Genomic DNA, 20,681 nt, shown 5'->3' on the forward strand with positions numbered 1-20,681 from the left:
CGACCAGGTAGCCGATCGCGCCGCCGTGGTCACCGTACTGCAGCACCGCCGTCGGGCTCGCCTTGATCCCGAGCTTGTGCTCGATCGACACGCAGTGCACGTCGTTGCGCGCGCCCAGCGAGCCGTCGTCGTTGATCATGAACTTCGGCACGATGAACAGCGAGATGCCCTTCACGCCTTCCGGTGCGTTCGGCGTGCGCGCCAGCACCAGGTGGACGATGTTGTCCGCCATGTCGTGCTCGCCCCACGTGATGAAGATCTTCGTGCCGAACACCTTGAACGTGCCATCGCCCTGCGGCTCGGCGCGCGAGCGCACCAGCGCGAGATCGGAGCCCGCCTGCGGCTCGGTCAGGTTCATCGTGCCCGTCCATTCGCCGGAGATCAGCTTCGGCACGTAGCGCTGCTTCTGCTCGTCGGTGCCGGCCGTCAGCAGCGCCTCGATCGCGCCGTCGGTCAACAGCGGACACAGCGCGAACGACAGGTTCGATGCGTTGAGCATCTCGATGCACGGCGTCGCGATCAGCTTCGGCAGCCCCTGGCCGTCGTACTCGGACGGATGCTGCAGCCCCTGCCAGCCGCCTTCGACGAACTGGCGGAACGCTTCGCCGAAGCCCGGCGTCGCGGTCACGACGCCGTCCTTCCAGCTGCTCGGGTTGCGGTCGCCTTCGACGTTCAGCGGGGCCAGCACCTCGCCGCAGAACTTCGCGGACTCCTCGAGCACGGCCTGCGCCGTGTCGTAACCGGCATCCTCGAAGCCCGGCAACTGTGCAACGGCGTCGATGCCGGCCAGTTCCTTCAGCACGAACAGCATGTCCTTGACGGGGGCGTTATAGCTCATGGTGTGTCTCCCTCTTCTCTCTTCTGTCGATGGCGAAAAAAAAGGGGCGCTCGTCGCGCCCCTCTTCTCGTGTGCTTACCGCCGAAGCGTCACACCGCTTTAGCCGAGCTCGGCGACGAGCTCCGGCACGAGCGCGAACAGATCACCGACGAGGCCGTAGTCGGCCACGCTGAAGATCGGTGCTTCCGGATCCTTGTTGATCGCGACGATCACCTTCGAATCCTTCATGCCGGCCAGGTGCTGGATCGCACCCGAAATGCCGACCGCGATGTACAGCTGCGGTGCGACGATCTTGCCGGTCTGGCCGACCTGGTAGTCGTTCGGCACGTAGCCGGCGTCGACTGCCGCGCGCGATGCGCCCAGTGCCGCGCTCAGCTTGTCCGCCAGCGGCTCCAGCACCTTCGTGTAGTTCTCGCCGCTGCCCAGGCCACGGCCGCCCGACACGATGATCTTCGCGCTGGTGAGTTCCGGACGGTCCAGCTTCGTCACCTCACGGCTCACGAACTGCGACTTGCCGGCATCGGCTGCCGCGTCGATCTTCTCGACCGCTGCGCTGCCGCCTTCCGCTGCCACCGGATCGAAACCCGTCGCACGCACGGTGATGACCTTGATCGGATCGCTCGACTGCACCGTCGCAATCGCGTTGCCTGCGTAGATCGGGCGTTCGAACGTGTCGGCCGAATCGACCGCCGTGATGTCCGAGATCTGCGCGACGTCCAGCTTCGCGGCAATACGCGGTGCGATGTTCTTGCCGTAGGCCGTCGCCGGCGCGAGGATGTGCGAGTAGTCCTTCGCGATGTTCAGCGCGGTCGCTTCGACGTTTTCCGCAAGGCCCGCTTCGAGTTGCGGCGCGTCGGCCAGCAACACTTTCGAAACGCCCGCAATCTTCGCTGCCGCGTCGGCTGCGCCTTGCGCGTTGTGGCCCGCGACCAGCACGTGAATGTCGCCGCCGATCTTCGCTGCCGCCGCCACCGTGTTCAGCGTCGCGGCCTTGATCGACGCGTTGTCGTGTTCTGCAATCACCAGAATCGTCATTTCTTTCCGCTCCCTCTTACAGCACCTTGGCTTCGGTCTTCAGCTTCTCGACCAGCGTCTTCACGTCCGGCACCTTCACGCCGGCTGCGCGCTTCGGCGGCTCGACCACCTTCAGCGTCTTCAGACGCGGCGCAACGTCCACGCCCAGGTCTTCCGGCTTCACGGTTTCGAGCGGCTTCTTCTTCGCCTTCATGATGTTCGGCAGCGTCACGTAACGCGGCTCGTTCAGGCGCAGGTCGGTCGTGATCACCGCCGGCAGCGTCAGCGACAGCGTTTCCGCGCCGCCGTCGACTTCACGTGCGACCGTTGCACGGCCGTCGGCCACCGTGACCTTCGATGCGAACGTCGCTTGCGGCAGGCCTGCCAGCGCAGCCAGCATCTGGCCCGTCTGGTTCGAATCGTCGTCAATTGCCTGCTTGCCGAGGATCACCAGTTGCGGCTGTTCCTTGTCGACCAGCGCCTTCAGGATCTTGGCGACGCCCAGCGGCTCGACGCCGTCGTTCGACTCGACGAGGATCGCGCGATCCGCGCCGATCGCCAGCGCCGTACGCAGCGTTTCCTGCGCTTGCGCGACGCCGACCGACACGGCGATCACTTCGGTCGCCACGCCGGCTTCCTTCAGGCGGACGGCTTCTTCCACCGCGATTTCGTCGAACGGGTTCATCGACATCTTCACGTTCGCGATGTCGACACCCGTGTTGTCCGACTTCACGCGGACCTTCACGTTGTAATCGACCACTCTTTTCACTGGCACCAGGATTTTCATGCACACGCTCCAAAGTTACGAATACGACCAGAGGCCATTCTATAGCGAGGCCTCATGACTGCGCGGCCAAGCGGACCCAACCTTCGTGGTTGTCGAGGATACCGCTTCTTGGCGACGCGCCAATGATAGCGAACGGTCGTTCTATTTTAAAAGAGAAAAAACCCGGACGCAAAGCCCGGGTTTTCGATCATCGACTCTAATCTTGCCGGGCACGCCGTGCTTCGCCTGTTACCAGGCGGCAATGACCGCGCCGCCGAACTTGCCTTCGATGAACTGCTTCACCTCGGCCGAATGATAGGCGGCGACCAGTTTCGCGACCCACGGCTTGCTCCGGTCCGCCTCGCGGATCGCGAGGATGTTCGCGTACGGACCGTTCGGACCCTCGATCGCGATCGCGTCCTGTTTCGGTTTCAACCCCGCTTCCATCGCGTAGTTGGTATTGATCGCGGCCGCGTCGACGTCGCCGAGCGAGCGCGGAATCTGCGCCGCGTCGAGTTCGACGATCTTCAGCTTGCGCGGATTGTCGACGATATCGAGCGGCGTCGCCTTCAGCCCCGCGTCCGCACGCAGCTTCAGCAGGCCCTGCTTTTGCAGCAACAGCAGCGCACGGCCGCCGTTGGTCGGATCGTTCGGGACCGCGATGCGTGCGCCCGGCTTCAGTTCGGCCAGCGACTTCACGCGCTTCGAATAGATGCCCATCGGGAACGTGACGGTATCCGCGACCTTGATCAGCTTGTAGCCGCGATCCTTCACCTGCGCCTGCAGATACGGATCGTGCTGGTAGCTGTTCGCATCGAGGTCGCCCGACGCGAGCGCGGCGTTCGGCTGCACGTAATCGGAGAACTCGACGATGCGGATGTCGAGGCCGCTCTTCGCCGCGACCTTCTTCACCGCTTCCATGATCTGCGCGTGCGGCCCGCCCGTCACACCCACCTTGATGGTTTCGGCCTGCGCGTGCGCGCCCGCGAACAGCGCGGCCGCGCCCAGTGCCGCCGCGAATTTCAGCATGAAGCGTCGTTGCATCGTGTGTCCCCTAACGGATCAATCTTGTTTTACTTGTGGCTCAGCCGGCGGACGAGCCAGTCACCGAACGACTGCACGATCTGCACGAACACGATCAGGATCGCGACCACCGTCCACATCACTTCAGGCAGATAACGCTGGTAGCCGTAGCGGATCCCGAGATCACCGAGGCCGCCACCGCCGATCGCGCCCGCCATCGCCGAATAGCCGACCAGCGACACGAACGTGATCGTCAGGCCCGCGACGACGCCCGGCAGCGATTCGGGCAGCAGCACCTTGAAGACGATCTGCGACGTGGTCGCGCCCATCGACTGCGCAGCCTCGATCAGCCCGCGGTCGACTTCGCGCAGCGCCGTCTCGACCAGACGCGCGATGAACGGCGCGGCCGCGAGCGTCAGCGGCACGACCGCCGCGGCCGTGCCGATCGACGAACCCGTGATGAGCCGCGTAAACGGAATCACCGCGACCAGCAGGATGATGAACGGCGTCGAGCGGACCGCATTCACGATGCCGCCGAGCACGCGATTCACCGCGAGATTCTGCAACACGCCCTGGCGATCGGTCAGGTAGAGCAGCACGCCGAGCGGCAGGCCGACGAGCGCGCCAACCACTCCGGAGATGCCGACCATGATCAGCGTCTCCCAGAACGACTGCACGAACATATCGAACATCTCACTCAACATACGAAAGCTCCTCTACCACCACCCCTTGCTCGCGCAGGAACGCGAGTGCCTGCCCGACCTTGCCCGGCTCGCCGCCCGCGAGCACCGCGAGCGAACCGAATGCCTGCCCCTGGATCTCGTCGATCTGGCCGTGCAGGATGTTGAAATCGAGCTCGTACCGGCGGATCGTCTCCGACAGGATCGGCTGGTCGACCCCCGAGCCCGTGAACGCGAGCCGCAGCAAATGCCCGCTGCCGGTCTTCAGCCGCTCGGCCACGCGCGCCTTCAGCGCGGGCGGCAGTTCCTGCGCGATCACGTCGCCGATCAGCGCGCGCGTCACTTCGTGATGCGGCTGCAGGAACACGTCGATCACGCGGCCTTCCTCGACCACGCGCCCTGCATCGAGCACCGCGACGCGATCGCACACCTGCTTGATCACTTCCATCTGGTGCGTGATCAGCACGATCGTCAGGCCGAGTTCGCGGTTGATGCGCTTCAGCAGGTCGAGGATCGAGCGCGTGGTCTCGGGATCGAGCGCGGACGTCGCTTCGTCCGACAGCAGCACCTTTGGCTGGCTCGCGAGCGCGCGGGCAATGCCGACGCGCTGCTTCTGCCCGCCGCTGATCTGCGACGGATAGCGATCCTTCTGCGCGGACAGCCCGACGAGGTCGAGCAGCGGCAGCACGGCGGCCTCGATCTCGGCACGGCTTGCACCGGCCAGTTCGAGCGGCAGCGCGACGTTGTCGAACACCGTGCGCGACGACAGCAGGTTGAAGTGCTGGAAGATCATGCCGATCTCGCGGCGCGCCTCGCGCAGCGCGCCAGCCGGCAGCAGCGTGAGATCGCGCCCGCCGACGACGACATTGCCTTCGGTCGGCCGCGTGAGCAGGTTGATGGTCCGCACGAGCGTGCTCTTGCCGGCGCCGCTTCGGCCGATGATGCCGAACACCTCGCCCTGCGGGATCGTCAGGTTGATGTTGCGCAGCGCCTCGACCCAGCCACCCGGCCCGGGAAATCGCTGCGAAAGATTGCGTAATTCGATCATGTAAACAAAACGGCGGCCGGCTGGCGAGTTGGCCCGCCAGTCGGCCGCCGATGCATCTGGAATAACCGTCGATTTTACCGCAAACCCCTCATTCCCCTTAATAATCGATTTCGATCTTTTCATAACCACACGAAATTAGAGGAGCGCCGCTGGCGCGCCGCGACGGTGCCGCGACTATGATCCGGAACACACATGCCAATCGACAGGGGACACGCCAGATGACCGCCACCACTACGCCGGCCGCCGCACCCGCCACCGCCGGGCCGGCACCTTCGTCGTCGTCCGCGCCGACCATGGGCCGGCTGCGTACCGCGGACGGGCTCGAACTGGCGTCGTACCGGTGGCCCGCCGGCGACGGCACCACGCCGCCGCGCGCGACGATCGCGCTCGTGCACGGTCTTGCCGAACACGCGGGCCGCTATGCCGCACTCGCCGGCCGGTTGAATGCAGCCGGTATCGACGTGCTCGCGATCGACCTGCGCGGGCATGGCCAGTCACCCGGCAAGCGTGCCTGGGTCGAGCGCTTCGACGGCTACCTGAACGATGCGGACGCGCTGGTCGCGGAAGCCGCGCGCGGCAATTCGCCGCTGTTCCTGATGGGGCACAGCATGGGTGGCGCGGTCGCGGCGCTGTACGCGATCGAACGCGCGCCGACACGCGGCCACACGCTGACGGGCCTCGTGCTGTCGAGCCCGGCGCTCGCGCCAGGGCGCGACGTGCCGCGCTGGATGCTCGCGGTGAGCCGCGTCATCAGCCGCGTGTGGCCGACCTTCCCCGCGATCAAGATCGATGCGGCGCTGCTGTCGCGCGATCCGGCCATCGTCGCGGCCAATCGCGCCGATCCGCTCGTGCATCACGGCGCGGTGCCCGCACGCACCGGTGCGGAGATTCTCGACGCGATGGCTCGCATCGAAAGTGGCCGCGGTGGGCTGCACGTTCCGGTGCTCGTCTATCACGGCACCGAGGACAAACTGACCGAGCCCGACGGCAGCCGGGCGTTCGGCGCGCGCGTCGGCTCGCCCGATCGCACGCTGACGCTGTACGAAGGCGGTTTTCACGAAACGATGAATGATCTCGAACGCGACCGCGTGATCGACGCGCTGATCGCGTGGATTCACGCACGCGCGCCGGCGCGCTGAGCGCGCCCGGCCCGGCCGGTCAATCGCTAATCAGATGCCGGCCAGCACGCGCAGGTGTGCGACGACGCTGCGCCCGAGCGCGGACAGGTTGTAGCCGCCTTCGAGGCAGCTCACGATGCGGCCCTGCGAATGCCGGCGCGCCACGTCGACGATCTGCGCGGTCAGCCATTCGAAGTCGGCTTCGACGAGGCCGAGGTTGCCGATGTCGTCCTCGCGATGCGCATCGAAACCCGCCGACACGAACAGCATCTGCGGCTTGAACGCATCGAGCCGCGGCAGCCAGAACATGTCGACGGCTTCGCGGATCGCCATCCCGTTGCTGCGCGCGGGCATCGGCAGGTTGACCATGTTCGGCGCCTGGTGATCGACGCCCGAAAACGGGTACAGCGGATGCTGGAAGAAACTGCACATCAGCACGCGTTCGTCGTTCGCGAATGCGGCCTCGGTGCCGTTGCCGTGATGCACGTCGAAGTCGATGATCGCGACTCGCTCGAGACCGTGTACGTCGAGCGCATGCCGCGCGGCGATCGCGACGTTGTTGAAGAAGCAGAAACCCATCGCACGCGCCGGCTCCGCATGGTGACCGGGCGGGCGCACGCCGCAGAATGCGTTCGCATAGCGGCCTTCGATCACCGCGTCGGTCGCCGCGATCGCGGCACCGGCCGCGCGCAGCGCCGCGCGCCACGTATCGCGGTTCATCAGCGTATCGGGATCGATCTCCACGTAGCCGTCGACCGGCGTCATGCTCCGGATGTAGTCGATGTGCGCCTGCGTATGCACGCGACCCAGCGCCACCTCGCTCGCGAACGGCGCGGTTTCGTGCACGATCAGGTCGTCGATGCGGCTTGCGATCAGTTGATCCTGGATCGCCGACAGGCGAGCCGGGCATTCCGGATGCCATTCCCCCATCTCGTGCAGCATGCAGTCGGGGTGCGTATAGAAAGCGGTTGCCATAAGCTGTCATCCACGGCGCACGGTGCGCCGCAGGTCTCCATCAATGATGTCCATCGTCTGCCGCGAATTCGCCGCTAACTTACCACAACGGGGGCCTGCCACGCCCCGGCACGCCGGATCCGTCGGGTATACTGCGCCGTACCCAATCGCCTCGTCCGCCCGCTTCGACATGAATTCCAGCAAGCCTGCCGCCCTTCTCTCCGCGCTGTTCCGTGTTCGCGTGTCGCTCGTTGCGACCGCGATGGTCGCGGCCTTCGGCACCGCGCCTGCCGGCGCGCAGACGCAACCCGCGAAGTCCACGGGCAAGCTCGTCGCACAGGCCCAGCCGCAGCAGCCGACGCCGCAAGGCCAGACCTTCGAAGAGGAAATTGTTCCGCAGCGTTACGCGAACAACGCGAAGGTCGACGCATTCATCGACGACATGGTGAGCCGCAACGGCTTCGACTCCACCAGCCTGCATGCGCTGTTCTCGCGCATCAGCTATTCGGCGACGGCCGTCAAGCTCGTGAAGCCGGCCGCGTCGCCGACGGTCAAGAACTGGCGCGTCTATCGCTCACGCTTCATCGAGCCGATCCGCATCAACGCGGGCGTGAAATTCTGGAAGGCGAACCAGGCAACGCTGCAGCGCGCATCCGAACAGTTCGGCGTGCCGCCCGAAGTGATCGTCGGCATCATCGGCGTCGAGACGATTTACGGCCGCTACATGGGCAATTTCCGCGTGCTCGACGCGCTGACGACGCTCACGTTCGACTATCCGGACACGCCGAATCGCGACAGCCGCCAGGCGACGTTCCGCAAGAACCTCGAGGACTTCCTGGTCTGGACGCGCGACAACCAGCTCGACCCGACCACCGTGCTCGGCTCGTATACGGGCGCAATCGGGATCCCTCAGTTCCTGCCGAGCAGCATCCGCGAATACGCGGTCGACTTCGACGGCACGGGCCATGTCGACCTGCGCAGCAGTCCTGTCGATGCGATCGGCAGCGTGGCGAACTACCTGAAGCAGCACGGCTGGGAAACCGACCGCCCGGTGGTCTGGCAGATCACGCCCGATACGGGCAGCCTGGGGATCGCCCAGGCCGCCGCCGACGGTCAGCCCGAACCGCACTGGGCGCTGTCGCAACTGCTGCGCGCGGGCATGACGCTGAACGAGCCGGCGGTCAACATCACCACCGAAGCCGGTACACCCGTGACGGTGGTCGACCTGCCATCGCCGGGGCGTGCGACCGAGTACATGCTCGGTCTCAAGAATTTCTACGTGCTGACGCGCTACAACCGCAGCTTCTTCTACGCGCTCACCGTGTACCAGCTTGGCGAGGCCGTGAAGGCACAGATGGAAGCGAGCGGCGCGCTTCAGCCGGCCACCGCCGACACCGAGTCGCAATAAGCATCGACCACCCAAAGAAAAAGCGCCGCAAACGCGGCGCTTTTTTATTGCATGCGCACGACGCGCGCCTGCCCGCGTTCAGGCAGGAAACACGCCCGTGGACAGGTAGCGGTCGCCGCGATCGCAGACGATGAACACGATCGTCGCATTCTCGACCTGACGCGCGATGCGCATCGCGACTTCGCATGCGCCGCCCGACGAAATGCCCGCGAAGATGCCTTCGACCGACGCGAGCCGGCGCGCCATCGTTTCCGCCGCGGCCTGGCTCACGTTCTCGACGCGGTCGACGCGGCTGCGATCGAAGATGGTCGGCATGTACGCTTCCGGCCACTTGCGGATGCCCGGAATGCGCGAACCGTCTTCCGGCTGCGCGCCGACGATCTCGATCGCCGGATTCTGTTCCTTCAGATAGTGCGACGTGCCCATGATCGTGCCCGTCGTGCCCATGGCCGACACGAAGTGCGTGATGCGCCCTTCGGTATCGCGCCAGATTTCCGGGCCCGTCGCTTCGTAGTGCGCAATCGGATTGTCGGGGTTCGCGAACTGGTCGAGGATCACGCCCTTGCCTTCGCGCTGCATCTGGTCCGCAAGATCGCGTGCCAGCTCCATCCCGCCCTTCACCGGCGTCAGGATGATTTCGGCACCGTAGGCGGCCATGCTCTGGCGGCGCTCGACCGACAGGTCCTCCGGCATGATCAGCACCATCTTGTAGCCGCGGATCGCCGCGGCCATCGCGAGTGCGATACCCGTGTTGCCGCTGGTCGCCTCGATCAGCGTATCGCCCGGCTTGATGCGCCCGCGCGCCTCGGCCTTGCTGATCATCGACAGTGCCGGACGATCCTTCACGGAACCGGCCGGATTGTTGCCTTCGAGCTTCGCGAGCACCACGTTGTTGCGCGCGCGGATTTCGTCGTCCGGCAAGCGGACCAGTTGGACGAGCGGCGTATTGCCGATCGTGTCTTCGATAGTTTTGTAAGCCATGGATATACCGTGAGTACGAGGCCGATCAATCAATCGATTGTAAACCAGCACCGCTGCTCGCGCCGGCAACCCCATTGCGACGATGGAATACGCGTGCCGTGCAATGCGTGGCCGCCTACGCCGCGCCCACGCAAAAAACCCGCGGCATGCCGCGGGAAGCCGTCGCAACGACGGCGACTGAAGGAGCTCGTTGTCGGCCGCGCGCGGCGCGTTACTTCTGTGCGGTGCGGGCGGGTGGCGTCGCAGGCTTAGCCGGCTTGCCCACGGCCGGCAGCGCGGCACTCGTGCCGGCCGCGCCGATCGTCAGCCCTTCCTGCTGAAGCCGCTCGACGGTATGACCGCCCATGCCTTTCACGCGTGATGCGAGATCGTCCGCATTCCTGAACGGACCGCGTGCGCCGCGCTCGTCGAGAATCGCCTTCGCTCGTGCCGGGCCGATGCCCTTGATGCCGATGAGCGCGTCCTCGTTCGCGGTGTTGACGTCGACGGCCGCCCAGGCCGACGCGATCGTGCCGAGCATTGCCGCTGCGGCCAACCATTTCCTGATCATGTGCTGGATCTCCGATGAATACGGCCGGCGGCTGCCGACCGTGAGACCCAGTCTATCGATGCAACGCTTCCGCTTAAACCTGGCCGGATAGCCAACGCACGTAGCGATCGACGCCTTCCTGCACGGTCAGGAACGGTGCGTCGTAGCCGGCCGCGCGCAGCTTCGTCTGGTCGGCCTGCGTGAAGCACTGGTACTTTCCGCGCAACGCATCGGGGAACGGCACGTATTCGATCAGCCCCTGCTCGACCTGCTGCGCGAGCGTCAGCGGCGGCTGGTTGTCGAGCGCACGCAGCGTATTCACGACCGACGACGCGATATCGTTGAACGGCTGTGCACGGCCCGTGCCGAGGTTGAAGATCCCCGACTTCTCCGGATGATCGAAGAAGAACAGGTTCACCTTCGTCACGTCCTCGACCGACACGAAGTCACGCGTCTGCTCGCCCGGTGCATAGCCGTTGTACTCGCCGAACAGCTTCACCTTGCCTTCCGCGCGGAACTGGTTGAAGTTGTGGAACGCGACCGACGCCATGCGCCCCTTGTGCGTCTCGCGCGGGCCGTACACGTTGAAATAGCGGAAGCCGGCGATCTGGCTCTTCGCGGTCGGCAGCACGCGACGGATCACCTGGTCGAACAGGAACTTCGAATAGCCGTAGACATTCAGCGGCGCCTCGACGTCACGCTCTTCGACGAAACGCGTCGAGCCGCCGTAGATCGCCGCCGACGACGCGTACAGGAACTGCGTGCCCTGCGCGAGGCAGGTGTCGAGCACCGCACGGCTGTAGCGGAAGTTGTTGTCCATCATGTAGCGGCCGTCGGTTTCCATCGTGTCCGAACAGGCGCCTTCGTGGAACACCGCGCGTACCTTGCCGAAATCGCCGCGTGCGAAGCGTTCGACGAATTCCGTCTTGTCCAGATAGTCGTCGATCTCGCAATCGACGAGATTCCGGAACTTGTCCGCGCGCGTCAGGTTGTCGACCGCGATGATGCGCGTCTCGCCGCGCTCGTTGAGCGCCTTGACGATGTTCGCGCCGATAAAACCGGCTGCGCCGGTGACGATGAGGGTCATGATCGTCCTGCCTGAAAAGTGCGAGCCATGCGTGCGGCGCGCTCGTCGCGCCACCGCATGCGCTCAGTGAAACAGTTCGTCGTAGTCCACCGTGGCCGTGCCGAGCTTGCCGACCACGATGCCTGCCGCGCGATTTGCGAGCACGACGGCGTCGACGAGCGGCACACCCGCGCCGAGCATCGTCGCGACCGTCGCGATCACGGTATCGCCCGCGCCCGACACGTCGAACACCTCGCGCGCAAGCGCCGGTGCGTGCAATTCGCCGGTGGCGGAAAACAGCGTCATCCCTTCTTCCGAACGCGTGAGCAGCAGCGCGTCGATGCCGAGTTCCGCGCGCAGCTTCGCGACGCGCGCGCGCAGATCGTCTTCCGACTTCCACTGCCCGACCACTTCGCGCAGTTCCGCGCGATTCGGCGTGATCAGCGACGCGCCGCGATAGCGTGCCCAGTCGTCGCCCTTCGGGTCGACGAGGACGGACTTGCCGGCCGCACGCGCCTTCTCGATCATCGTCGTGACGTGCGTCAGGCCGCCTTTCGCGTAATCCGACATCAGCACGACGTCGTGCTGCGGCAGCAGCGCATCGAAGCGCGCGAGCCCCGCGAGCAGCACCTCGTGCGTCGGCATGGCTTCGAAGTCGACGCGCAGCAGCTGCTGCTGGCGCGCGAGCACGCGCAGCTTGATCGTGGTCGGCAGCGCCGGGTCGCGCTCGAGATGCGGCGTCACGCCGCTGCTGCCGAGCAGCTCGACGATCCGCTCGCCGGGTTCGTCGCAACCGACGACGCACAGCAACCCGGCCTGGCCGCCGAGCGTCACGGCGTTGCGCGCGACGTTGGCTGCCCCGCCGAGACGTTCTTCCTGACGCTGCACGTGCACGACCGGCACCGGCGCTTCAGGCGAAATGCGATCGACGTTGCCGAACCAGTAACGGTCGAGCATCACGTCGCCGACGACAAGCACGCGCGAGCGCGCGAGCTGCTCGCGCGGCACCGGAACGACTTCGCGGAGAGTATTCATCGTGTAGTCAGCCACGGGTGGACGACTGGGGATCGACATACGGCCGGCCGATCGCGTAGTAGTCGATGCCCAGTTCGGCCATCGCATCCGGCTCATAGAGGTTGCGACCGTCGAAGATCACCGGCGCCTTCAGTTCGGCCTTCAGGCGCGTGAAGTCGGGGCTCCGGAATTCCTTCCATTCGGTCACGATCACGAGCGCGTCCGCGCCCGTCACGGCGATGTCCTGCGACTCGACGAGATGCAGCCGCGCCAGCGCGTCCGGATCGTTGCCGAAATCGAGCGCGAACACACGCTGTGCCTCGTCGACCGCGACCGGATCGTACGCACGTACGGTCGCGCCGCGTTCGAGCAGCGCGGCGATCAGGCGGCGGCTCGGCGCCTCGCGCATGTCGTCGGTGTTCGGCTTGAACGCCAGGCCCCAGACCGCGAACTCGCGGCCGGTCAGGTCGGCGCCGAAACGCTGCTCGATCTTTCCGATCAGCACGTCCTTCTGCGCATGGTTGGCCGCCTCGACGGCTTCCAGGATGCGCAGCGGCTGGCCGTTCTCGCCAGCAGTGCGAATCAGCGCCTGGACGTCCTTCGGGAAGCACGAGCCGCCGTAGCCGACGCCGGCGTACAGGAAGTGATAGCCGATGCGCGGATCGGAGCCGATCCCGCGGCGCACGGCCTCGATGTCCGCGCCGACCTTGTCGGCGAGATTCGACATCTCGTTCATGAACGAGATGCGCGTTGCGAGCATCGCGTTCGCCGCATATTTCGCGAACTCGGCCGAACGAACGTCCATGTAAATCGTGCGCTCGTGGTTGCGGTTGAACGGCGCGTAAAGCTTTTTCATCTTCTCGCGTGCGATCGTACCCGTCTCGTCGTCGTCGACGCCGATGATGATCCGGTCCGGACGCATGAAGTCTTCGACCGCGGCACCTTCCTTCAGGAACTCCGGGTTCGACACGACCGAGAAGCGATGCGCGACGCTGCCTGCCAGACCGCGAGCGGCGAGCGCCTCGTCGACCACGCCGCGCACGCGCTGCGCGGTGCCGACCGGCACCGTCGACTTGTCGACGATCACCTTGAAGCCCGTCATGTAGCGGCCGATGTTGCGCGCGGCTTCGAGCACGTACTGCAGGTCGGCCGAGCCGTCCTCGTCGGGCGGCGTGCCGACGGCGATGAACTGGATCTCGCCGTGCGCGACGCTCGCCTCGATGTCGGTCGAGAAGCGCAGGCGACCGGCCGCGCGGTTACGCGCGATGATGTCCAGCAGCCCCGGTTCATGAATCGGCATCCCGCCGTTGTTCAGGATGTCGATCTTGCGCGGATCGACGTCGAGACAGAAGACGTCGTGACCGATCTCTGCGAGGCAGGCGCCCGTGACGAGACCGACATAGCCGGTGCCGATGATGGTGATTTTCATAGATGTTCCGGTACTTCCCGGTAATTGACTAACTTGGCCGCCCGGACGAGCCCGGCGGCAACCGCAGCGCGTCGGCTCCGCGTACCGGGATCAACCCGGCATCGCAGGTTCGACGCGGCGCGGCGCATAGGTTTCCCAGCCGCTGCATCCGGGGCACTGCCAATAGAAGAGCCGTGCCCGGAAACCGCAATTCTGGCACGTATACCGTGGCAGATTCTTCGTACGCTGCTTGATCAGCGCACGCATCATTTCAAGTTCCTTACGGCGCGGTTCGTCCGCCGCGGCGATTTGCGCATCGAGCAGATGCAGCATCCCCGACAGGTTCGGCGACTTCTCCATCTGCGTGCGCGCGAGCGTGTGCGCCGCATCCTGGCCACGCAACCCCGCGATGTGCTGGTACGCGATGTCGAGCAGGTCATTCGACGGATAGCGGTCGATATAGCCCATCAGCAGCTCGGCGCCTTCGGCGTTCTTGCCGAGCGCGACATACGCCTTCATCAGCTTGTCGGCGACGAGCGGCAGGTACGCCGGATTCTGCGCTTCGACGCGCTTCCAGTGCTCGATCGCGGCCGCGTGGTTGCCCTCCGCTTCCGCCGCGTCGCCGGACAGCACCGTCGCGCGCACGTTCTGCGGGTTCACGGTCAGCGCCAGGCGCAGCTGTTCGGCTGCCGCTGCCGCGTTCTTGCGCTGCAGCGCATCCTGCGCGAGTTCGCAGTGGAACTGGGCGATTTCGACGCCGAGCGGCTTGTCGCTCATCGACTCGATGCGCTTCGCCGTATCGATCGACTTGTTCCAGTCCTTCTCGATCTCGTAGATCGTCAGCAGCGCCCGCTGCGCGCCGAGCGCGTAATCGCCGTCGGCGAGCTTGTGAAACGCCTCTTCGGCACGATCGAGCAGGCCGGCTTTCAGGAAATCCTGGCCGAGCTCGTACAGCGCGTGGTCGCGCTCATTGACCGGCAGGTCCGTGCGGCTCAGCAGGTTCTGATGCACGCGGATCGCGCGGTCGGTCTCGCCGCGGCGGCGAAACAGATTGCCGAGCGCGAAGTGCAACTCGACTGTCTCGGGGTCGAGCTTGGCGACCTCGATGAACGCGTCGATCGCCTTGTCGGGTTGTTCGTTCAACAGAAAATTCAGGCCGCGAAAATACGATCGCGGCAGGTTGGCACTCTCCGACAGGAGATTCTTCAGGTCATAGCGTGACGCTGCCCAACCAAGCGCGAACGCGACCGGAATCGCGAGCAACCACCAGAAATCCAGATCCATGCGAAATATCGAAGCAGAGACGAAAACCGCGCGATGATCGCGCGGCGTCCGTGTTAAATGACGGGCGGCATCGGCGGCTGGTCGATGACGGCCGGCGTTTCGCGCGCCGCACGCAGATCGCGCTTCAGGCGCCCGTTCTCGAGGCGCAGGCGGAAGATCGAAGGCAACGCGGACAGCAGGCCGGCCAGCAGCCCAACGGCGAAGAACGCCAGGCCGATCAGGATCAGCGGCGCTTGCCATGAATAGCCGGCAACGAAATTCAGCGTCGCGGTTTGCGTATTGGCCAGCGCAAGCACCAGCAGCAGCACGAACACCAATACCCGGATCAGCCAGACGATAAACTTCATGAAGCCCTCTCTTTGTTGAGGTTTGCCGCGGCGCGCGACTCCCCTTCGTCGCACCGAATCGACCCGTATTGTAAAGGATGCGTTTCCGCGGCTGCGCAGATCCTGCGTGACCCCGTTGCGCGGCGATCGCCGGAAATGAAAAAAGCGCCCGCAGGGGGCGCTTTTCTTTTCAGCCTTCGCCGGATGGGTTCCGGGCAAATCGGATGACGCTTAACGCTCGTCGTCCGGATCGTCAGCCTTCAGCGGTTCACCGGCGCGGCCGTCGACGCGTTCGCGCAATTCCTTGCCAGGCTTGAAGTGCGGCACGAATTTCTCGGGCACCTGCACTTTCTCCCCTGACTTCGGGTTGCGTCCGACGCGCGCCGGGCGACGGTTGAGGCCAAAGCTGCCGAAACCCCGAATTTCAATGCGATGCCCTTTCGCCAGGGCGTCAGACATCGCATCGAGCATCGTTTTCACCGCGAAATCCGCATCCTTGAGGACAAGTTGCGGAAATCGCGATGCCAGCTGCGCGACCAACTCGGATTTGGTCATACTTCAGCAGACCTCGTGAGGCTTACTGGTTCTGGCCGTCGAGCTTCGCCTTCAGCAGCGCGCCGAGGTTGGTCGTACCGGTCGCAGCAGCGCTGGAGTCCGACTGCAGGCCGCGGATCGCTTCCTGTTGTTCAGCCGAATCCTTTGCCTTGATCGACAGGTTGATGCCGCGCGACTTGCGATCGATGTTGATCACCATCGCGTTGACCTTGTCGCCTTCCTTCAGCACGTTGCGTGCATCTTCGACGCGATCCTGCGAGATTTCCGACGCACGCAGATAGCCTTCGATGTCACCCGTCAGCGTGACGACCGCACCCTTCGCATCGACCGTCTTCACGACGCCGTCGACGATCGAGCCCTTGTCGTTCATTGCAACGTAGTTGCTGAACGGGTCGCCTTCGAGCTGCTTGATGCCGAGCGAAATACGTTCCTTCTCGACGTCGATACCGAGCACGATTGCTTCGACTTCGTCGCCCTTCTTGTACTTGCGAACCGCTTCTTCGCCAGCTTCGCTCCACGACAGGTCCGACAGGTGGACCAGGCCGTCGATGCCGCCCGGCAGACCGATGAACACGCCGAAGTCGGTGATCGACTTGATTGCGCCCGTGATCTTGTCGCCCTTCTTGAAGTTGCGGCTGAAGTCATCCCACGGATTCGGCTTGCACTGCTTCATGCCGAGGCTGATACGACGACGGTCTTCGTCGATCTCGAGGACCATGACTTCGACTTCGTCACCCAGCTGGACAACCTTCGACGGAGCAACGTTCTTGTTGGTCCAGTCCATTTCCGACACGTGGACAAGGCCTTCGATGCCCGATTCCACTTCGACGAATGCGCCGTAGTCGGTGATGTTCGTGACCTTGCCGAACAGGCGCGTGCCCGACGGGTAACGGCGCGAGATGCCTTCCCACGGATCGTCGCCCAGTTGCTTGATGCCCAGCGAGACGCGGTTCTTCTCTTGGTCGAACTTGAGGATCTTCGCGGTGACTTCCTGGCCAACCGACAGGACTTCGCTCGGGTGACGCACACGACGCCATGCGATGTCGGTGATGTGCAGCAGGCCGTCGATGCCGCCGAGGTCGACGAACGCGCCGTAGTCGGTGATGTTCTTGACCACGCCGTTGACGATCGCGCCTTCCTTCAGCGTCTCGAGCAGCTTCGCGCGCTCTTCGCCTTGGGTTGCTTCGATCACTGCACGACGCGACAGCACGACGTTGTTACGCTTGCGATCGAGCTTGATCACGCGGAACTCGAGCGTCTTGCCTTCGTACGGGGTCGTGTCCTTGACCGGACGCGTGTCGACCAGCGAACCCGGCAGGAACGCGCGGATGCCGTTGACCATCACGGTCATGCCACCCTTCACCTTGCCGGTGATCGTGCCGGTGACGAGTTCGTTGTTGTCGAGAGCCTTTTCCAGCGACAGCCACGATGCAAGGCGCTTCGCCTTGTCGCGCGACAGGATCGTGTCGCCGTAGCCGTTTTCGAGTGCGTCGATTGCGACGGACACGAAATCGCCCGACTGCACCTCAACCTCGCCCTGATCGTTCAGGAATTCCTCGATCGGAATGTAAGCCTCGGACTTCAGGCCTGCATTGACGACCACGAAGTTGTGGTCGACGCGCACGACTTCGGCGGAAATCACTTCGCCGGCGCGCATGTCTTGGCGGGTCAGCGACTCTTCGAACAGAGCCGCGAAAGATTCAGTATTCGGGGTAGAGGTTTGCAGGTCGGACATAAAAATCTGATTGTGCATGGATCGCTGTGCCACGCCGGCCGGAATGGCAGGCTGAAAGGGCCAGATCGAGGTCCACACGGGGTTAAGGGTTCGAAACACGCTCCGCACTTACACGCGCGGAGCACCTACCGCTACCCGCCTTTTCAGGCGGGCTGGCCGAGCGCCCGGTACCACTGCAGCACCTGGTCGACCGCTTCATCGACCGAAAGTGCCGACGTATCGAGCAGCTTGGCATCTGCCGCGGGCTTCAGCGGCGCGGCCGCGCGATTGCTGTCGCGCGCGTCACGTTCACGAAGATCCCGGAGCAAGTCATCTATATTAGCAGAAAAACCTTTTTGCATCAATTGCTTATGCCGTCTGGTCGCGCGCGCCTCCGCGCTGGCCGTCAGGAACACCTTCAGCACGGCATCCGGGAAGATCACGGTGCCCATGTCGCGCCCGTCTGCAACGAGGCCCGGCGTCTTGCGGAACGCGCGCTGGCGCGCGACGAGCGCGGTGCGCACCGGCCCGTGCACGGCGATCGCCGACGCGCGGTTGCCGACCGCTTCGGCGCGGATGTCGTTCGATACATCGACGCCGTCGAGCTGCGCACAGCCTTCGCGGAACGTGATGTGGAGATCGTCGATCAGCTTCACCAGCGCGTCGATGTCCTCCGCCTCAATGCCGTAGCGCACGCTCGCAAGCGCGGCGAGGCGGTACAGCGCGCCGCTGTCGAGCAGGTGGAAGCCAAGATGCGCGGCAACGAGCGCGGCGACGGTGCCCTTGCCGGAAGCAGTCGGGCCGTCGATCGTGATGACGGGAGTCGGGTGAAAGGGTCGGGTCGATTTCATCAGAACAGTGGGGTCAGGCTTTGGCGAGCGCGGCGAAGCGGTCGAAATAGTCGGGGAACGTCTTGCCGACGCACTTCGGATCGTTGATCCGCACGGGCACGCCGCCCAGGCTGACGAGCGAGAAGCACATCGCCATCCGGTGATCGTCGTACGTGTCGATCGCCGCGTTCGGCGTGAGCTTTTCCGGCGGCGTGACGACGAGGTAGTCAGGGCCTTCCTCGATGATCGCGCCGACCTTGCGCAACTCGGTCGCCATCGCGGCGATGCGGTCGGTTTCCTTCACGCGCCAGCTCGCGATGTTGCGCAGCGTGCTCGTGCCGTTCGCGAACAGCGCCGCGACCGCGATGGTCATTGCCGCATCGGGGATCAGGTTGAAGTCCATGTCGATCGGCTCGAGCTTGCCGTGGTCGTGGCCGATGCCGCGCACGTCGATCCAGTCGTCGCCCATCGTCACGTTCGCGCCCATCTGCATCAGCGCGTTCGCGAAACCGACATCGCCCTGGATGCTCGCACGCCCCACGCCTTCGACGCGCAGCGGCCCGCCGCCAAGCGCGCCGGCCGCGAGGAAGTACGATGCGGACGACGCATCGCCCTCGACCATGATCCGCCCCGGCGAGCGGTAGCGGACGCCGGCCGGCACGACGAAACGCTGCCAGCCGTCGCGCTCGACGGTCACGCCGAAGCGCTCCATCAACCGGATCGTGATGTCGATGTACGGCTTCGAGATCAGCTCGCCGTCAACCTCGACCACGATCTTGCCGTCCTTCGCCTTCACGAGCGGCAGCGTCATCAGCAGTGCCGTGAGGAACTGGCTCGACACGTCGCCGCGCACGCGAATCGGCGCATCGACGGAAATGTTCGCGGGCTTGATCCGCAGCGGCGGGTAGCCTTCGGTCAGTTCGTAGTCGATCTGGGCGCCGATCTGCCGCAGGCCGTCGACGAGATCGCCGATCGGCCGCTCGTGCATGCGCGGCACGCCGTGCACGCGATAGTCGCCGCCATTCACCGCGAGCGCAGCGGTCAGCGGCCGCACGGCCGTGCCCGCATTGCCGAGGAACAGGTCGGCCGTCTTCGCCGTGAATGCGCCGCGCGTGCCCGCGACGACACAGGTGTCGCCGTCGCGCGCGAGCTTCACCCCGAGCTTGCCGAGTGCGTCGAGCATCACGCGCGTGTCGTCGGAGTCGAGCAGGTTGGTGATCGTCGTTTCGCCTTCGGCAAGCGCCGCGAGCAGCAGCACGCGGTTCGAAATGCTCTTCGAGCCTGGCAGGCGCACGGTGCCCGATGCGCTGGAGTACGGGCCGAGATCGAGATAGTCCATGGGAATCGTCCTGTTATTTCTTGACCGGTTCGGCAGCGGGCGCACCGCCGCGCTCCTGCCATGCCTTGCGCGCAGCGCGCGAGCGCGTGAACACCGCTTCGAGCGCCGCACCGTCGCCGGTGTCGATCGCCGCGCGAAGCCGCGTGAGCACGCGCGTATAGCCGTCGAGTTCGTCGAGCAACGCCGCGCGGTTCGCGACGCACACGTCGCGCCACATCTCTGGGCTCGACGCCGCGATGCGCGTGAAATCGCGGAAGCCGCCCGCCGCGTACGAGAATTTGAGTTCCGCGTCGGCCTCGCCGAGGATCTGCTCGACGAGCGCGAACGACAACACGTGCGGCAGATGGCTGATCGACGCAAACACGCGGTCGTGCTGCTCCGTGCTCATCGTGCGCACGTCGGCGCCGGTCGCACGCCACATCGCGTCGATCCGCGCGACCGATTCGGCTGCGTTCTCCGGCAGCGGGCACAGCACGACGTTGCGGCCGACGTACAGATCCGGCAACGCGGCCTCGACGCCGCTCGACTCGCGACCGGCGATCGGATGCCCCGGCACGAACTGCGCGATCCGCTCACCGAGCGCTTCGCGCGCGGCCGCGACGACATCGGACTTGGTGCTGCCCGCATCGGTGACGATCGTCGCCGCTTCAAGCCAAGGCGCGATGCGCGCGAGCAACGGGCCCGTCTGCGCGACGGGCGCCGCCAGCAGCACGAGATCGGCGCCTGCCAGCGCGTCGCGCAATTGCACATCGTCGTCGAGCGCCGCCGCGCGGTCGATCACGCCGA

General features: G+C 65.2%; 21 protein-coding genes. 2 read left to right on the forward strand and 19 right to left on the reverse strand.

The window, feature by feature from the left end; genetic code table 11:
• The 6 genes from G3N93_RS14610 to G3N93_RS14635 form a co-directional block, all read right to left on the reverse strand.
• Window positions 1-838, reverse strand: an 838-nt coding sequence (locus G3N93_RS14610) for an acyl-CoA dehydrogenase N-terminal domain-containing protein (RefSeq protein WP_206133337.1), incomplete at its 3' end; no start/stop codon positions are given.
• Window positions 839-937: 99 nt separating this feature from the next.
• On the reverse strand, window positions 938-1,873 hold the full coding sequence (locus tag G3N93_RS14615; protein WP_206133338.1) for an electron transfer flavoprotein subunit alpha/FixB family protein: 936 nt from the start codon (window positions 1,871-1,873) through the stop codon (window positions 938-940).
• Between the two features lie 16 nt (window positions 1,874-1,889).
• On the reverse strand, window positions 1,890-2,639 hold the full coding sequence (locus tag G3N93_RS14620) for an electron transfer flavoprotein subunit beta/FixA family protein (RefSeq protein WP_174944743.1): 750 nt from the start codon (window positions 2,637-2,639) through the stop codon (window positions 1,890-1,892).
• Between the two features lie 228 nt (window positions 2,640-2,867).
• Window positions 2,868-3,662 (reverse strand): MetQ/NlpA family ABC transporter substrate-binding protein, encoded by a 795-nt coding sequence (locus tag G3N93_RS14625; protein ID WP_206133339.1) that lies wholly within the window; start codon window positions 3,660-3,662, stop codon window positions 2,868-2,870.
• A 29-nt stretch (window positions 3,663-3,691) separates the two neighbouring features.
• Complete coding sequence (locus G3N93_RS14630; protein WP_043181878.1) at window positions 3,692-4,345, reverse strand: methionine ABC transporter permease; 654 nt, start codon at window positions 4,343-4,345, stop codon at window positions 3,692-3,694.
• Window positions 4,335-5,369: a methionine ABC transporter ATP-binding protein gene (locus G3N93_RS14635; RefSeq protein ID WP_089439505.1), complete on the reverse strand. Its 1,035-nt coding sequence runs from the start codon at window positions 5,367-5,369 to the stop codon at window positions 4,335-4,337. Before G3N93_RS14635 ends, G3N93_RS14630 begins: the two co-directional genes overlap by 11 nt.
• Window positions 5,370-5,587: 218 nt before the next feature.
• Here G3N93_RS14635 and G3N93_RS14640 point away from each other — a divergent pair, with 218 nt between their 5' ends.
• Window positions 5,588-6,508 carry an alpha/beta hydrolase gene (locus tag G3N93_RS14640; protein ID WP_206133340.1) on the forward strand — a complete coding sequence of 307 codons (921 nt, stop codon included), beginning with the start codon at window positions 5,588-5,590 and terminating at the stop codon, window positions 6,506-6,508.
• A gap of 30 nt (window positions 6,509-6,538) precedes the next feature.
• Here the strand turns inward: G3N93_RS14640 and G3N93_RS14645 are convergent, their stop codons facing one another.
• A complete protein-coding gene (locus tag G3N93_RS14645; RefSeq protein WP_206133341.1) occupies window positions 6,539-7,462 on the reverse strand; it encodes a histone deacetylase family protein in 924 nt (307 codons plus the stop codon).
• A gap of 43 nt (window positions 7,463-7,505) precedes the next feature.
• On the opposite strand from G3N93_RS14645, the gene mltB reads away from it, so the two are divergent.
• Entirely contained in the window at window positions 7,506-8,849 is a 1,344-nt protein-coding gene (mltB, locus tag G3N93_RS14650) for a lytic murein transglycosylase B (protein ID WP_174987683.1), read from the forward strand.
• 78 nt (window positions 8,850-8,927) lie between these two features.
• On the opposite strand, the gene cysM is transcribed toward mltB, so the two are convergent.
• The 12 genes from cysM to G3N93_RS14710 all read right to left on the reverse strand — a co-directional run.
• Window positions 8,928-9,830, reverse strand: coding sequence for a cysteine synthase CysM (gene cysM / locus G3N93_RS14655; protein ID WP_011351342.1), 903 nt, complete (start codon window positions 9,828-9,830; stop codon window positions 8,928-8,930).
• Window positions 9,831-10,041: 211 nt separating this feature from the next.
• Window positions 10,042-10,380 (reverse strand): helix-hairpin-helix domain-containing protein, encoded by a 339-nt coding sequence (locus G3N93_RS14660; RefSeq protein WP_206123378.1) that lies wholly within the window; start codon window positions 10,378-10,380, stop codon window positions 10,042-10,044.
• 73 nt (window positions 10,381-10,453) lie between these two features.
• Window positions 10,454-11,446, reverse strand: coding sequence for an ADP-glyceromanno-heptose 6-epimerase (gene rfaD, locus G3N93_RS14665; protein WP_174944694.1), 993 nt, complete (start codon window positions 11,444-11,446; stop codon window positions 10,454-10,456).
• A gap of 63 nt (window positions 11,447-11,509) precedes the next feature.
• Window positions 11,510-12,460, reverse strand: coding sequence for a D-glycero-beta-D-manno-heptose-7-phosphate kinase (gene rfaE1, locus G3N93_RS14670; RefSeq protein WP_011351339.1), 951 nt, complete (start codon window positions 12,458-12,460; stop codon window positions 11,510-11,512).
• A 7-nt stretch (window positions 12,461-12,467) separates the two neighbouring features.
• On the reverse strand, window positions 12,468-13,868 hold the full coding sequence (locus tag G3N93_RS14675; protein WP_174944691.1) for a UDP-glucose/GDP-mannose dehydrogenase family protein: 1,401 nt from the start codon (window positions 13,866-13,868) through the stop codon (window positions 12,468-12,470).
• A gap of 90 nt (window positions 13,869-13,958) precedes the next feature.
• Window positions 13,959-15,131, reverse strand: a complete 1,173-nt coding sequence (lapB, locus tag G3N93_RS14680; RefSeq protein ID WP_011351337.1) for a lipopolysaccharide assembly protein LapB — start codon at window positions 15,129-15,131, stop codon at window positions 13,959-13,961.
• A gap of 53 nt (window positions 15,132-15,184) precedes the next feature.
• Window positions 15,185-15,478, reverse strand: a complete 294-nt coding sequence (locus G3N93_RS14685; RefSeq protein ID WP_021157458.1) for a lipopolysaccharide assembly protein LapA domain-containing protein — start codon at window positions 15,476-15,478, stop codon at window positions 15,185-15,187.
• Between the two features lie 210 nt (window positions 15,479-15,688).
• On the reverse strand, window positions 15,689-16,012 hold the full coding sequence (locus G3N93_RS14690; RefSeq protein ID WP_006486894.1) for an integration host factor subunit beta: 324 nt from the start codon (window positions 16,010-16,012) through the stop codon (window positions 15,689-15,691).
• A gap of 22 nt (window positions 16,013-16,034) precedes the next feature.
• Window positions 16,035-17,747, reverse strand: a complete 1,713-nt coding sequence (gene rpsA, locus G3N93_RS14695) for a 30S ribosomal protein S1 (RefSeq protein WP_011544885.1) — start codon at window positions 17,745-17,747, stop codon at window positions 16,035-16,037.
• A 143-nt stretch (window positions 17,748-17,890) separates the two neighbouring features.
• Complete coding sequence (cmk, locus tag G3N93_RS14700) at window positions 17,891-18,577, reverse strand: (d)CMP kinase (protein ID WP_039343267.1); 687 nt, start codon at window positions 18,575-18,577, stop codon at window positions 17,891-17,893.
• A gap of 13 nt (window positions 18,578-18,590) precedes the next feature.
• Window positions 18,591-19,895 carry a 3-phosphoshikimate 1-carboxyvinyltransferase gene (aroA, locus tag G3N93_RS14705; RefSeq protein WP_174944688.1) on the reverse strand — a complete coding sequence of 435 codons (1,305 nt, stop codon included), beginning with the start codon at window positions 19,893-19,895 and terminating at the stop codon, window positions 18,591-18,593.
• 13 nt (window positions 19,896-19,908) lie between these two features.
• Window positions 19,909-20,681 (reverse strand): prephenate dehydrogenase/arogenate dehydrogenase family protein (locus G3N93_RS14710; RefSeq protein WP_206133342.1); only part of this gene is annotated, 773 nt, incomplete at its 5' end.

The sequence above is a fragment of the Burkholderia sp. Se-20378 genome, assembly GCF_017104665.1.
Lineage (GTDB): Bacteria > Pseudomonadota > Gammaproteobacteria > Burkholderiales > Burkholderiaceae > Burkholderia > Burkholderia lata.